10 protein-coding genes and 1 tRNA gene are annotated in these 14,573 nt (G+C 65.7%); 2 read left to right on the forward strand and 9 right to left on the reverse strand.

Annotated features, from left to right (window positions below):
• Positions 1–223: 223 nt before the first annotated feature.
• The 4 genes from BI327_RS04835 to BI327_RS04850 all read right to left on the reverse strand — a co-directional run bounded on the left by BI327_RS04835 (position 224) and on the right by BI327_RS04850 (position 6,463).
• On the reverse strand, positions 224–3,586 hold the full coding sequence (locus BI327_RS04835; protein WP_076858597.1) for an adenylate/guanylate cyclase domain-containing protein: 3,363 nt from the start codon (positions 3,584–3,586) through the stop codon (positions 224–226).
• A gap of 230 nt (positions 3,587–3,816) precedes the next feature.
• Positions 3,817–4,968 carry an SPFH domain-containing protein gene (locus tag BI327_RS04840; protein ID WP_076858598.1) on the reverse strand — a complete coding sequence of 384 codons (1,152 nt, stop codon included), beginning with the start codon at positions 4,966–4,968 and terminating at the stop codon, positions 3,817–3,819.
• Positions 4,969–5,304: 336 nt separating this feature from the next.
• A tRNA-Leu gene (locus BI327_RS04845) sits at positions 5,305–5,371 on the reverse strand.
• A gap of 252 nt (positions 5,372–5,623) precedes the next feature.
• On the reverse strand, positions 5,624–6,463 hold the full coding sequence (locus BI327_RS04850; RefSeq protein WP_076858599.1) for a LysR family transcriptional regulator: 840 nt from the start codon (positions 6,461–6,463) through the stop codon (positions 5,624–5,626).
• Positions 6,464–6,592: 129 nt separating this feature from the next.
• Between BI327_RS04850 and BI327_RS04855 the strand changes: the two genes are divergently transcribed.
• Both BI327_RS04855 and BI327_RS04860 read left to right on the forward strand, forming a co-directional pair.
• On the forward strand, positions 6,593–7,186 hold the full coding sequence (locus tag BI327_RS04855) for a cysteine hydrolase family protein (RefSeq protein WP_076858600.1): 594 nt from the start codon (positions 6,593–6,595) through the stop codon (positions 7,184–7,186).
• Positions 7,187–7,196: 10 nt separating this feature from the next.
• The gene (locus BI327_RS04860; protein ID WP_076858601.1) at positions 7,197–7,826 is read left to right on the forward strand and encodes a glutathione binding-like protein; all 630 of its coding nucleotides are present in this window, start codon (positions 7,197–7,199) and stop codon (positions 7,824–7,826) included.
• A gap of 81 nt (positions 7,827–7,907) precedes the next feature.
• Here BI327_RS04860 and BI327_RS04865 read toward each other — a convergent pair whose 3' ends face one another.
• The 5 genes from BI327_RS04865 to BI327_RS04885 form a co-directional block, all read right to left on the reverse strand.
• Positions 7,908–9,404 carry an AMP nucleosidase gene (locus tag BI327_RS04865; protein ID WP_076858602.1) on the reverse strand — a complete coding sequence of 499 codons (1,497 nt, stop codon included), beginning with the start codon at positions 9,402–9,404 and terminating at the stop codon, positions 7,908–7,910.
• A 103-nt stretch (positions 9,405–9,507) separates the two neighbouring features.
• Positions 9,508–9,858 carry a DUF779 domain-containing protein gene (locus tag BI327_RS04870; protein WP_076858603.1) on the reverse strand — a complete coding sequence of 117 codons (351 nt, stop codon included), beginning with the start codon at positions 9,856–9,858 and terminating at the stop codon, positions 9,508–9,510.
• Between the two features lie 84 nt (positions 9,859–9,942).
• On the reverse strand, positions 9,943–11,460 hold the full coding sequence (gene adh / locus BI327_RS04875) for an aldehyde dehydrogenase (protein WP_076858604.1): 1,518 nt from the start codon (positions 11,458–11,460) through the stop codon (positions 9,943–9,945).
• Positions 11,461–11,862: 402 nt separating this feature from the next.
• Positions 11,863–12,819 carry a helix-turn-helix domain-containing protein gene (locus BI327_RS04880; protein ID WP_076858605.1) on the reverse strand — a complete coding sequence of 319 codons (957 nt, stop codon included), beginning with the start codon at positions 12,817–12,819 and terminating at the stop codon, positions 11,863–11,865.
• 193 nt (positions 12,820–13,012) lie between these two features.
• Positions 13,013–14,248 carry a tlde1 domain-containing protein gene (locus tag BI327_RS04885; RefSeq protein WP_347337654.1) on the reverse strand — a complete coding sequence of 412 codons (1,236 nt, stop codon included), beginning with the start codon at positions 14,246–14,248 and terminating at the stop codon, positions 13,013–13,015.
• Positions 14,249–14,573 lie beyond the last annotated feature (325 nt).

Raw genomic sequence — 14,573 nt, forward strand, 5'->3', positions numbered from 1 at the left:
CAAACTCACTCGAACACAGGATTAACAACAAATTCCAAGCATTTGACCGCGCGGCGGAATTCCATGCGGCACCGTCTCGAAAGAGTTAGATGCAAATGCGCCGCCGGACGCAATAGCAAAATGCGCATCGCCGTTCCGTAAAACTTCGGGAACCCGAGAGTTCCAGTTTTCGGACTCGGCAAGGACTGCGCTCGACAGAGTGACCGCTCCAACGCGGCGCCGGTCAAGACGCGCGCGAGTGGCGGTCGGGCCGCCAATGCGCCTGCGTGAGCAGCTCCTTCGCCTCGTTGATTTCGGCAAGATCGAGCGTCGCATCGAAGCCGGCGAGCACCGGCGACAACAATTGAGACATCTCGTCTGCCCGGCCGCCGCGGCTGCAAAGACGCGCAAGCCCCAGCGCGCTGCGCAGCTCGAACGTCTTCGTCTGTTGCCTTCGGGCAATCTCGATGGCGTGGCGGAAGGCCTCCTCGGCGCCGGAAATGTCGCGGGTGTCGCGACGCGACCGCAGCTCACCCAGCACGCGGTATAGCTCGGCATCCAGCCAGTGCTGACCGGATTGCTCCGTCGCGTCGATCAGATCGTTGATGATGCCGAGTCCCGCCTCGACTTGCCCGGCCTCCGCGTTCGCCACCGCAATCTGCAATCCCCAGAAGGGATCACAGAGGTAGCAGTCGTTCTCGTGAAGCAATGTCCAGCCGCGTTGCATCTCCGCGAGACCTGCCGTCCGGTCGCCGGCGCGCCACTTCGCCAACCCATTGAGATAAGTGCCGGCGGCAACATACAGCGGCATCGTGTGATCCTGCGCCAGTCCGAGGGCAAGGATTGTCTCGGTCTGCCGCAACCGGCTGCCGCACAGCCCGTCGAAAACCGCCTTGTGCACCAGCGCATTGGCGCGCGCGAGCGCGCGCTGTTCCCCGGAGACGCTCACCGCTGCGCCCGCGAGCTGCCGGGCTCGATCGATCTCGCCACGAGGCCAAAGCACGAGCGCCAGAAATCTCATGATGACGAACGGCAGATCGAGCGTCGACGCCTTGAATGTTGCCGGATCCGGCTCGGTCGCATGGGCAGCGAACGCCTGTTCGAGATGGATGCCCGCGTTCAGGTAGTCGCCCGCGAACCACGAGGTCACCCCGCTGGTCCAGCGCGCGACGATCGTCGCCACCGGCGATTCCGGATGCCGCTCCGCCGCGCCCATGATGGCCTCCGCCAACTCCCGCATCGGCGCGAGCTCGCCATGGGTCAGGCAGGCGTTGAAAAGGCCCGACTGGATCGGCGCCAGTTCGATTGGATCATCGATGTCGGAAGCAAACCGCCGGGCACGCGTCCAGGCTGCCACGGTCTCGGGTGCGCTGTGCCCGAGACTGCCCCGCAGCGCCCGACCATAGGCGATTTGCAGATGGAGCCGGCCGATCATCCGATCCGGCTCGTCGGGCAGTTCGTCGGCGATGGCGACCGCCTTGCCGAGATGTGCGATCGCCTCGCGATAGGCCGAGCGCTTCAGCGCCTGCTGACCGGCTTTGCGCCACCACCCCAGCGCAGTCTGGCCGAGCCCCGCCTCGGTGAAATGATAGGCAACGACTTCCGGCTCGATCTCGGCGATCTCGGCAAACCTGGCGCGCAGCACATCGCCGATCTGCTTGTGGAGCAGTTGCCGGCGGCTCTTGAGCAAGCTCTCGTAGGCAGCTTCCTGAACCAACGCGTGCTTGAAGCTGTAGCTTGCATCCGGCGGCGTGCCCCGGCGCAACAGCAACTCCGCCTCTTCGAGCTGGGCGAGCGCCGCGGCAAGCGTCAGATCATCGCGCCCGGCCACGCTGCGCAGCAGCTCATATGAGAACTCACGGCCGATCGCCGCGCCGATCTGCGCCACCTCCTTGACCGGCGCAAGGCGGTCGAGCCGCGCCATCAGCGAGTCCTGCAGCGTCGCCGGGATCGCGAGCGGCGGCAGCGGATTGTCAAGGCGATAGCGCCCGGCATTCTCGACGAGCAGCCCCGACTCCATGACCATCTTGGTCAGTTCCTCGACGAACAGCGGGACACCATCCGTCCGCTCGACGATCTGTGCCATCATCTCGCCGGGCAGCAACCGACCGACGGTCACCTGCTCGATCAACGCGCGCGTGTCCTGCCGGTCGAGCCGATCGAGCCGCAACAGGTTGACATTGGCGAGCCCCGCCCACGGCGGTTCGAACTCGGGCCTGAACGTCATGAGCATGAGGATCGGCAGTCCCCTGATCCGGTCAACCGCGAGGTCGAGCAATTCGAGCGAGGTGGCGTCGGCCCAATGTATGTCTTCGCAGACGACAAGCACCGGCTGCTGCCGGGCAAGGCCCTCGAGCTGGTCGAGCAGCGCCGCGAATGTTTGCCGCCGCTGCTGCGCCGCGCTGAGGCCGAGCGGCGGATAGCGCTCACCGGTCGGGATCGACAGCAGCGCCGCGATCAGCGGCGTCACGGTGGGCACCTGCTTCGTCCCCAGCGCCAGCATGGCCTCGAGCTTGTCCAGCTTCTGCTCCGGCACATCCTCGGAGCGGATGCCGGCGGCGCGTTCGAGCTGGGCGACGAAAGGATGCAGCGCGCTGTTCGCGTGATAGGGCGAGCATTGATAGCGCACACGGCGGTACGTCTCGGGCACGAGACTGTCGGAGAGCATCGCCACGATGCGGGATTTGCCGATACCCGCCTCGCCCGATATCAGCACCGCCTGGCCCTGGCCCTGCCACGCCAGTTGCTGGCACGATAGCGCAAATTCGATCTCCGCCTTGCGGCCGACGAAGCCGATCGAGCGCGCGGTACGCACCGCCTCGAAACGGCTTTCCGATGCCGGCTCGCCTTCGACAGCCCACACCGCGATCGGCTCGGAGATGCCCTTGACCTCGCGGCGACCGAGGTTGCGAAGCGTGAACAGATTACCAAGCAGCCGGCGCGTCGAGGCGGCCACGACGACCACCCCCGGCTCCGCCAGACTCTGCAGCCGCGCCGCGATGTTCGGCGCATCGCCGACCAGCGCCTGCTCCTCCGATGCACCGCCGGAGACGAGGTCGCCGACCACGACGAGCCCGCTCGCAATCGCGATCCGCACCGCGACGCCCTCGTCCGCGCGGGTCTCAAGCTTGCCTATCGCGGCGATGACGTCGAGGCCGGCGCGCACCGCGCGCTCCGCATCATCTTCATGGGCACGCGGATAGCCGAAATATGCGAGGATCCCGTCGCCGATAAATCTGGCGACGACGCCATCATATGTCGCGATCACCCGCGCACAGGCCGCACGATAGGCGCGGATGACTTCCCACATGTCCTCGGGATCGAGACGCGCCGACAAGGCCGTCGAGCCGACCAGGTCGCAGAACATCACGGTGAGATGGCGGCGCTCGGCATCGTGCGACGAAACCGGCGCAGCGATCAGTTCGGCCTGATTGAGATCGGCGATCGCGCGCAGCATCTTGCGGCGATGGCCGAGCAGGACGCCGAGCCTGTCGAAGTCTTCATCCGTCAATTCCGGAAGAACACCTACGTCGATGCCGTTCTCGGCAAAACGCAGCGCGTATTGCCCAAGCCCCAGCTTCTCGAGCCATTCCGTAATCTGCTGCATTGGCTTCACCGACGGGTTGACGGCTGGCCGAATGGACCACGGCGGAATAGACGTTATCGCAATCCGTCCGGGGTGACACCTTCTGTTTCGCGGCAGCCCGCCCCGGGCCGGACACGCGAATTGCACCACGGCGGTGCCCCGTTACAGCCGTCTGCACGCTAACATTCGTACGAGCGTCGGCGGTTCGCCCCGGCAAAAACCGAAGGGCCGCCCGTGGGCGGCCCTTCTTGTTACGCGCTCTCGGGCGCCTTGAGGCGGACCAGCTTGGTCAGGAGCGCATCGAGGCCCTGGCCGTCGCCCGCGTGCAGGTCGATGCGGCCGACCTTCTCCACCAGACGCTCCAGCGACTCGAGCTCCTTGAGCCGCAGCAGCAGAGGGTTCTCCTCCATCAGCTTGGCAGTGTTCAGGAGCGAACGCGTCGCCGCGGTCTCCTCCTGGCGGCGGATCAGGTTGGCCTTCGCCACCCGCTCCGCCTCCACCACCTTGTTGACCAGCTCGCGGATCTCGCCGGGCAGGATCACGTCCTTCACGCCGAGCTCGGTCACCTCGACGCCTGAGTCCGCGACACGTCCGCGGACATAGTCGCGAAGCTCCTCGTCGAGCGCCGCCTTCGCAGACAGCACCTCGTCCAGCGTGCGGCCGGCCACCGCCTCGCGGATCGCGAACTGCACCAGACGGTACAGCCACGCATCCACGTCGGGCACCGTGGCCACGACCCGCTCGGGATCGACGATCCGGCGGAACGCGGTCAGCGTCACGCGCAGCGCGATGCGATCCTTGGTCAGCATCTCCTGCGCCGTGATCTCGATCGCCTGGGGACGCAGGTCGAGGCGCTTGACCTCGATCTTGCGGCCCGCGATCCAGAATGCGTGCCGGCCGGGCGCGAGCCGCTCGACCAGCTTGCCCTCGACGTTAAGCAGACCGGCCTCGTGGTTCTCGACCACCGCCTCGGTGATGACGCCGGCCCGGTTGGGCTGGATCATCGCGAGGTGCCGCGCGGTGACCCTGACATCGCTGGTCACGTCGATGTACTCGACCTCGACCGACGTCGCGACCTTCCAGTACACACGCGTCTGCCAAGGCGTCATCAGCTGCACGGGACGGCTGTCGAGGCTGACGATCGCGATCTCGTTCGCCTTGGTCTCGACCGCCTCGAACAGCTCGCCGGCCAGATCGGGCCGCGCGGCCTTGATCACCGCGTAACGGTCCGCGGGGAATTCGGTCCGCACGACGCTGAACAGCTCGGCCTTGAGCTGATGCAAGGGATCGAACAGGCGGTGACGTCCGGGCGCGAGCACGCGCTCCAGCCGGCCGTCGCGCGTCAGCAACGCGCGCTCGCCATCCTTCACCGTCAACTTGGTCGTCAGGAAATGCCAGGTCATGGCACGCCTCCATTGTTGCACTCGGGCCCATGGGCCGGAGAGCGGGTTTCAGTTTTGCAAAGGACGTGAGGACGCGAACGCGGCTTCCTGTCAGCCAAGCGGGCCGTGGCTTGAGCCTGCGCGATGACGGGCGCACGCGCGCGATCGCGCGACAGATACCGCGCGGCCGAGCGGAGCTACCCGGCATCAGCGCAGGCGGTATCCACCGCGGCGCAAAGCCGGTCTCACAGTGTCGATGTTCGGACGAAGAGCCTTGCGGCAGGACGGCCGGACTGCGACTGAAGCGCGCGTCCGGTCCCCTTCAGAGATATCAGCTTTTCAGGCTGAACGGAGCGCTTGGAGCGGGAGTTGAACCCGCGACATGATGATTCTGAGTCACCTGCTCTACCTAACTGAGCTATCCTTTGAGAGAAGATCGGATTCGAACCGGTACCTTCGGGTTTCAGCCCGACGCTCGCCCATGAGCTTCATTCTCGTGATCTTCATTTCGGCGGAACACGACACCGCAAAGCGGCACGCGCCGGTCGGGATCTCACGAGCCCGAACCCATGGCCGAAGCGAAGGAGCGGGCTAATAAACGAAGCACGTCCGGGTTGCAAGAGGGAAGCGTGTGATTTTTTCATGACGGGGGGCAGATCAACACCCCGCCCCCACCTCACCCACTCCGCGCAACGTCCTGGAAACAGCCGCGCAGCCAGTCGATGGTGACGCGCGTCGCCGCGTCGCGCTTGAGATGGCTTTGCACCAGAAGCCAGACGTCGCGCCGCTTCGGCAGCAGCGTGGCGCGCAGCCTGCGGTCGGTCAGCAGATCCACGCAACTATGCTCGGGCAGCACGCCGACCGCCTGATGCGACTGGATCAGCCTGTGGATGATGCGCACATTGTCGGTGACGCAGCGCGCGCGCAGCCGCTTCGCGCGCAGGAACTGCATTTCGGGAATCGCTCCGAGCTCGTCCGGATAGGCGCACGTCACCGCATCTTGCGCTGTTGTCGCGACCGGCTCGAAAAAATACAGCCTGACCTCGGCGAGTTTCGAGATCGCAAAGTCGCCCTTGTCGGGCTTGCGCAGGCGGATCGCGAGATCGGCTTCCCAGCGCGAGAATTTCACATTCTCGCTCGACGTCAGGAATTGCAGCGTGAGACCCGGATGGGCCCGCAGCAAATCCGCCGTGCGCGGCGCCAGCGCTTCCTCCGCGATCGCATTGGTGGAGGCGATGCGCAACCGGCCGACCGGCCCGGGCAGGCTTTCGCCGATCCGGCCGATCTCCTCGGCATGCGCGGCCATCGCCTGGATGTGCGCGAGCACCACGTCGCACTGCCGGGTCGGCTTGCGGACGCCGTCGGCGGCCTCGAACAGCCGCAAGCCCAGCGCGCGTTCGATCCGCGCCAGCCGGCGGCCGACGGTGGTCTCGTCGATGCGCAGCCGTGCGCTGGCGCCGGCATAGGTGCCCTCGTCCCTGACGGCTGCGATGATGCGAAGGTCGTCCCAGTTCATGGCCTCAGGCTACATCGCCCGCGACCTGCCTGCAATAATGCAGCCACCGGCTGCAATATCCCTGCATAACGGCAGGCCGCCCCACAGCTATATTTTCGGAAAGACCCATCCGCTGGAGATCTCACGACCATGACCGCAGCCAAGACCTTGATGCAGCTTGCCGGCATCGACCTCACCCCGCCCCGCCTCGGCGACAGCTGCCTGGTGCTGATCGACATCCAGAACGAATATCTCGCCGGCCCCCTGGCTCTGCCCGACGCCGGTCCCGCGATTGCGCGCGCGACCGCGTTGCTCGCGCGCGCGCGGGAAAGCGGCGCCAAAATCATCCACATCGCGCACAAGGGAGCGCCGGGCAGCCTGTTCGATCGCAACGCGGAGCGCGGCGCGATCGTCGCGCCGCTTCAGCCGCGGCCGGGCGAGATCGTGATCGAGAAGCAATTGCCGAACGCGTTCGCCGGCACCGAGCTGAACGCGCAGCTTGCCGCGACCGGCCGCAAGGAGTTGGTGCTCGCCGGCTTCATGACGCATATGTGCGTGAGCTCGACCGCGCGCGCCGCGCTCGATCTCGGCTTCCGCACCACCATCGACGCCGACAGCTGCGCCACCCGCGATTTGCCCGATGGCGTTGGTGGCACGATTGCCGCCAAGCTTATCCACGACGTCGCGCTCGCCGAACTGTCCGATCGCTTCGCGATCATCGCCCGCGGCAACGCGCTTGCCTGAGAGATCAGCCATGCTGCAGCTCTATTTCTCGCCGATGGCCTGCTCGCTCGCCAGCCGCATCGCACTGATGGAAGCCGGGATCGAGGCGCGCTACCACATGGTCCATCTCTGGACCAAGAAGGTGCTCGAGGACGATGGCGACTTCCACGCGGTCGCGCCGAAGGGCGCCGTGCCGGTGCTGGTGCTCGAGAACGGCGAGCAACTGACCGAGAGCGCGGCGGTGCTGCAATATATCGCGGACATCAAGCCCAAGCTCGGCCTCGCGCCACCGCCGGGCGATCCGGAGCGCTACCGGTTGCAGGAATGGCTGAGCTTCATCAGCACCGAGATCCACAAGGGATTCCTGTTTCCGACCTTCTGGTACAAGGACGAGGCATCGCTGGCCAAACCGCGCGCCAGGATCGGACAGACCCTAACGGTGCCGTCAGAGCATCTCGCGCACCGCGAATTTCTGGTCGGGGACCGCTTCACGGTGGCGGACGCGCACCTCGCCTGGGCCCTGCTGTTGCTCCGCTCCGCAGGTGTCGACGTCGCGCAGTGGCCGTCATTGGCGGCCTATCTCGCACGCATCCAGGCGCGGCCGCAGGTCAAGGCCGCGATCGGCATCGAGACACAGCTGTGGAAATCGCTCGCGGCGTGATCGCCGCGCGCCCCGGCGCTTTGGCTTATTACCTAAGCGTGATCATTTCGGAAAACCGCGGCGCAATTTCCGGATCATGCTCTACTGAAACGCGACCTCGGCGAAGCTGCGCAGCTTGCGCGAATGCAGCCGCTCGGATTCCTGCTGCTTGAGCCGCTCCAGCGCCTTCAGCCCGATCTGAAGGTGCTGGCCGACGCGCTGGCGGTAGAACTCGCTCGCCATGCCCGCGAGCTTGATCTCGCCATGCAGCGGCTTGTCGGAGACGCACAGCAGCGTGCCATAGGGGACGCGGAAGCGATAGCCGTTGGCGGCGATCGTCGCCGATTCCATGTCGAGCGCGATCGAGCGCGACTGCGACATCCGCCGGATCACCTGCGGCCCGCTGATCTCCCAGTTGCGGTTGTCGACGCTGGCGACCGTGCCGGTCCGCATCAGCCGCTTCAGCTCGAAGCCTGAGAGCCCGGTCACCTCGCCGACCGCCTCCTCGAGCGCGACCTGCATTTCCGCAAGCGCGGGGATCGGCACCCACAGCGGCAGCTCGTGATCGAGCACGTGATCCTCGCGGACATAACCGTGGGCGAGCACGTAGTCGCCGAGCCGCTGCGTATTCCGCAAGCCGGCGCAATGCCCGATCATCAGCCAGGCATGCGGCCGCAGCACCGCCACGTGATCGGTGATGTTGCGCGCGTTCGACGGACCGATCCCGATATTGATCAGGGTGATGCCGCGATAGCCGGGCTCGACCAGATGAAACGCCGGCATCTGCGGGACGCGCTCTGATGCGGTGCCCATGGTGCCGCCGCCGAGCCGCGCATTTTGCGTGATCACGTTGCCCGGTGCGACGAACGCCTCGATGTCCTGCTCGCCCGTAGCCAGACGCTGCAGGCTCGATTGCGCGAAGGCGTCGACATAGAACTGGTAGTTGGTGAAGATCACGAAATTCTGGAAGTGCTCCGGATCGGTGCCGGTGTAGTGATAGAGTCGGCGCAAGGAGTAATCGACCCGCGCGGCGCGGAACAGCGCCAATGGCTCCGGCGTGCCCGGCGTCAGCTCGAACGTTCCGTCGGCGATCGCATCGTCCATCGCGGCGAGATCCGGCGTATCGAAGATGTCGCGCAGCGATCGGGTGAACGCCGAGCTATCGGCAATCGTCAGTGCCGCCTCGATATTGATGTCGCGCCGGTAGGCGAAATGGATCGGAATCGGCTCGTTGGACTCGCCGATCTCGACCGCCACGCCATGGTTCTTGATCAAGAGCCCGATCTGCTCGGTGAGATAGGTGCGGAAAATATCCGGCCGCGTGATGCTGGTCTCATGAATGCCAGGCCCTGCGACGAAGCCATAGGCGAGCCGCGAATCGAGCCGGGCATGCGACGAGGTCGTGATGCGGACGAACGGATAATGCGCGCGCACCCGCGTGGTGATCACGGCGCCGTTGACATAGGCCTCGAAGCGATTGCGCAGGAAGCCGGTGTTGCGCTCGTAAATCTCTTCGAGGCGGGCAACCGCCGCCGCGGCATCGACGAACGCTTCGGTCGTGATCGGCGGCGGGGTTTCGATGGGGGGCGTCGGAGACATGTTCGCTTTGCACCAGATCCGTTGCCGAGCCGGGACTCGCTTTGGATCAGCGCAGTATAGCGACAATGGCCTCCAGTTCCAGATCGGTGCCGGTCGCGGCGCCCTACTTCGCCTCGCGCGGCGGCAGCGCGCAGATCTCGGACCGGGTCAGGAACCGGCGCTCGCGGCCATTGTCGAGCGAGAACATCCCGCCGCGGCCGGGAACGACGTCGATGATCAGGTCGGTGTGCTTCCAGACGTCATATTGCGAACCGCTGATGTAGAACGGTGCGCCGCCGATCTCGCCGAGCTTGACGTCGTGATCGCCGATCAGGAATTCGCCTTGCGGATAGCACATCGGCGACGAACCGTCGCAGCAGCCGCCGGACTGGTGAAACAGCACCGGCCCATGATCGGCCACGATCTCGGCGATCAGCTCCAGCGCAGCCGGCGTCGCGGTCACCTTGTCAGCCACCTCGGCCTCCGTGAAGGGGGCTCCGGCGGGACATCCCGCCGAAGCCTGTCGTCCGCGTCCCCTGAACGCGGGGCAGCCGGGATCTCAGAAGAAGCCAAGCTTCTTCGCGCTGTAGCTCACCAGCATGTTCTTGGTCTGCTGGTAATGGTCGAGCATCATCTTGTGGTTCTCACGGCCGACGCCGGACTGCTTGTAGCCGCCGAACGCCGCATGCGCCGGATAGGCGTGATAGCAGTTGGTCCAGACCCGGCCGGCCTGGATGGCGCGGCCGAAGCGGTAGCAGCGATTGGCATCGCGGCTCCAGACACCGGCGCCGAGGCCATAGAGCGTGTCGTTGGCGATCGAAAGCGCCTCTTCATCGGTCTTGAAGGTCGTGACCGACACCACCGGCCCAAAAATCTCCTCCTGGAACACGCGCATCTTGTTGTTGCCCTCGAACACGGTCGGCTTGACGTAATAGCCGCCCGACAGTCCGCCACCGAGATTGTTGCGCTCGCCGCCGGCCAGAACCTTGGCGCCCTCCTTCTTGCCGATGTCGATATAGGACAGGATCTTCTCGAGCTGCTCGGAGGAGGCCTGCGCGCCGATCATGGTGGATGGGTCGAGCGGGCTGCCCTGCGTGATCGCGGCCACGCGCTTCAGCGCGCGCTCCATGAAGCGGTCGTAGATCGATTCATGGATCAGGGCCCGGCTCGGACAGGTGCAGACCTCGCCCTGGTTGAGCGCGAACATCACAAAGCCTTCGATCGCCTTGTCGAAGAAATCGTCGTCGTCGGCGCAGACATCCTTGAAGAAGATGTTCGGCGACTTGCCGCCGAGTTCAAGCGTCACCGGGATCAGGTTCTGCGAGGCGTATTGCATGATCAGCCGGCCGGTCGTGGTCTCGCCGGTGAAGGCGATCTTGGCGATCCGGTTCGACGAGGCGAGCGGTTTGCCGGCTTCGAGGCCAAAGCCGTTGACGACGTTGAGCACGCCCTTGGGCAGGAGATCGCCGACCAGTTCGAGCAACGTCATGATCGACGCCGGGGTCTGCTCGGCCGGCTTGAGCACGACGCAGTTGCCGGCGGCGAGCGCCGGCGCGAGCTTCCAGACCGCCATCAGGATCGGGAAATTCCAGGGAATGATCTGCCCGACCACGCCGAGCGGCTCGTGGAAGTGATAGGCGACGGTGTCATGGTCGATCTCGGAGATCGAGCCCTCTTGACCGCGGATCGCGCTGGCGAAATAGCGGAAGTGGTCGATCGCGAGCGGCAGGTCGGCGGCCATGGTCTCGCGGATCGGCTTGCCGTTGTCCCAGGTCTCGGCGGTGGCGAGCTTCTCGAGATTGGTCTCCATCCGATCGGCGATCCTGTTGAGGATCAGCGAACGCTCGGCGACGCTGGTCTTGCCCCAGGCGTCCTTGGCGGCATGCGCGGCATCGAGCGCGGCCTCGATGTCGGCGGCATCCGACCGCGGGATCTCGCAGATCGGAAGTCCAGTCACCGGCGAGACGTTGTCGAAATATTTTCCGGAATGGGGCTCGCGCCATTCGCCGCCGATGAAATTGCCGTAACGCTTGGCAAACGGCGCCTTGAGCACGGACTGCATGTCAACCTTGTTCATGTGTTCCTCCGTTGGCACGCCGATGCACACGGCGTTGGGCCGGAACGCTCGGCCAAATCAGGCGGACAGAACAGGGGCCGACCCCAACGGCCGCAGGGGAACTGTCGCAAATCTGAGACAGAGTGCGCCGCAAATTGGCACCGGCGCAGCGGTGCTCCGGACGCCGGTTTGAGCCTGGTGAAATGCCCTAGGGCATGATGGGATTGGGTTGAGCTGCAACGGCGTCGAAAGTTCACCTCTCCCTTGGGAGAGGTCGATTTGCGCAGCAAATCGGGTGAGGGGTAACGGTCGATCGAGGGAGCAAGAGCCCTCACCCGGATTGCTTCGCAATCCGACCTCTCCCCGCCGGGGAGAGGTGAACTGAGACTGCGCCAAGCCGATTCAATCAATACTCATCCTGCCCTAGCGGTGCAGGCCGAGCTGCTTCAGCTTGCGGTGCAACGTGGCGCGGGACATGTCGAGATCCCTGGCGGCTTTCGACACGTTGCCGCCGGCGCGTGCCAGCGCGCGCTGCAATGCTGCACGTTCCGCGGCAGCCAGGCCGCCATCCTCGCGCGTCTCGCCGATCAGATCAGCCGCCGGCAATGGCCGCGCCAGCGACGCCGCGTTGAGGCCGAGCGCGCGCCGCGCCGCCCGCGTCGCACCGATCACGAGGTCGTCGCGATCGACCGCCAGCAGCGAGTTGACGGCGCGCTCGCTTCGCGGCGTCAGCAGGATCCGCGCATCGGGAAACGCCCGGCGAAAATTCTCGGCCTCGATCGCGCGCGCGGCGTCGGTGACCGTGGTCGCGATCAGCCGGGAAAATCCTTCGGTGAGGTCCGCCCGGCAGGACGAGACATCGAGGGCAGCGGCAAGCTCGCCATGCTCGTCGAAGATCGGCGCGGTGGTGCAGAACAGAGCGGAATTGCGGGTGAAGAAGTGCTGCTCGCGGTCGATCGACAGCGCACGTTTCTCGACGATGCAGGTGCCGATGCCATTGGTGCCCTCGTACTTCTCGCTCCAGACCGCACCGGTCCACAGCCCCCAGGCGTCGAAGGTCGCGTCATCGGCACCCGCGCCGCGCCGGTCGACGACGACGCCGTCGCGGTCCGCGAGCAGCACCGAACAGCCGACGCCGCCCACGGCCAGGAACAGCCGGTCGAGCGTGCTCTGTGCGACTTTCAGGAATTCACCGAGGCGCTGCTGTGCGGCGGCGATTTCAGCCTGGCCGAGACGATGCGACGGCAGGCGGCTCGCCGGATCGAGCGCATGCAGATGGCCGGAGCGACGCCACGACGCCGACAGCTCGGATGGCGCTCCGCCTCCGGCCAGCACGTCGAGAACCTTGTCCGTGTGCATGACGCCTGGCGACCGGCTCATGCTCTCCTCCCCTGCTCCGCGGGTTCTACAGACCCTCGGGAGCGCGGCGCGTTGGCCCTGGCATCCTTGTATGCCGGAGAATATAGCGCTCCACGCAGCCTTTCAAGGGAACGGCACACCGACCTTCGGACAGGAACCTGGACTTCGTCGCGCGGCTCGCGGGCGTGAGTCCACGCCCTCGCGCAGAATGCGCCTACTGAATCCGCGCCAGCACCGCGAGGCGGCGGATGCCTTTGTTGCGGTAGGCGTCGAGGAACGCGTAATAGTCCTTGAACGAGACGCAACCGTTGGAGTCGCCGTTCGGGCCGAGCATGAAGGTGTGCGCGAGCAGGCCGACGCGGTTGAAGATCTTGCCCTCGCCGCCGATCGGATTGAGCCGCAGCGCCGGCACGCCGTGGAACAGCGCCTCGCGCGGCTTCAGCTCGTAAATGTGCGGCGGCGTCACACCGACCATCTTCAGATGCGAGGACCGGGGATCGTCGAGCCTGGAGCCGAGGCCCGAATGCGCCTCGAGGCGGGTGCCGTCGGGCAGGTACACGGTCCTGGCCGAGATGTCGTACACCGCGGTCTGGCGGTCATAGGGCGGCGAGCCGCCGAGCATCGGGTTCTGGTCCAGCGTCGAGGGGATGCTGCCGGTCACATTGGCGTCGGCCGAGGCAAACGACAGCAGTCCGCCGCTCGACTCGCGCTTGCCCCACAGCTTCTCGACCATGGTGTGCCGCTCGTTCGAGGCGATCGACATCACCGCGGCCTTGGCGCGCGCGGCCATGTCGCGAACGCCGCCGGATTTCGCTGCCTGCTTGGCCTCGGCGGGCTTCGCCTCGGGTGCCTTCGCCTCAGGAGTCTGAACATTGGCGGTGGGGTCGTTGAGCGCCACCTTCAGATTGGCGGCGGCCTGCTTCTTCGCGGCCTCGACCGACTTCGGCGCCGGCAACGGCTTCGATGTCTCGGCAAGCTCTGCTGAGGCGACCGCCCTCGCCGCTTCGGTGCCCCTGGGCGCGGCGGCTTGTTTGATCGGGTCGATCTGCGATGCGGCGTCGGCCACGACACTCGACGCCACGCCCTCAGGCGAGGCCGCCGCAAACCGATCGTTAAACATAAGCGAAGCCGCCGGAGCTTCCGACTTCGCGACCTCGGTCTTTGCGGGCGCCACAGGCGCCGGCGTCAGGGACGCGAACACCTCGTTGAATGCGGGTGCCGGCCGCGCTGCGACCGCCACGGGCCGCTTCGCCACCGGCGCATCAAACGACGCATTGCCGACCGACGGAAAGACGCTCGCCGCGAAGATGTTGGCGTAGACGGTCCAGGCGCAGCCGAGAACCAGAGCCGCGACCGCGGCGCTGCCAAAGAAATGCTGCGGAAGGATTTTTCGGGATGATTTCTTGCGGCTCGGCGCCCCAAGAACATACGCACTCGCACTCGTACCCATACGCCCGACGCTCAAAACAGGTCCACCTTTGTCCCCACACTGGATCTGCCGAACGATGTCTCGGCGTAACCGTAGCGCAGGGGGCACAGACGGCCATTAAGGCGACTTTTAGTTAAATGCCGCTTAACTGGGCGCATCCCCTGCAGCGCGGGAAGTGCCTGTGGCGTAGGGCTTTTTTAAGATGACATTGGACCGCCAAAGGGGCTTTTTTGTCCCATTGCGGGACATTCCGGCATGCCGCTTTGGCGCGGCATGCCGGAATAAATTCAGGAGAGAATTTCCTTGCCGATCGCCCCGTAATGACGCGGGGATCGCGCAAAAACCA

Source organism: Bradyrhizobium mercantei (assembly GCF_001982635.1).
Taxonomy (GTDB): Bacteria; Pseudomonadota; Alphaproteobacteria; order Rhizobiales; family Xanthobacteraceae; genus Bradyrhizobium; species Bradyrhizobium mercantei.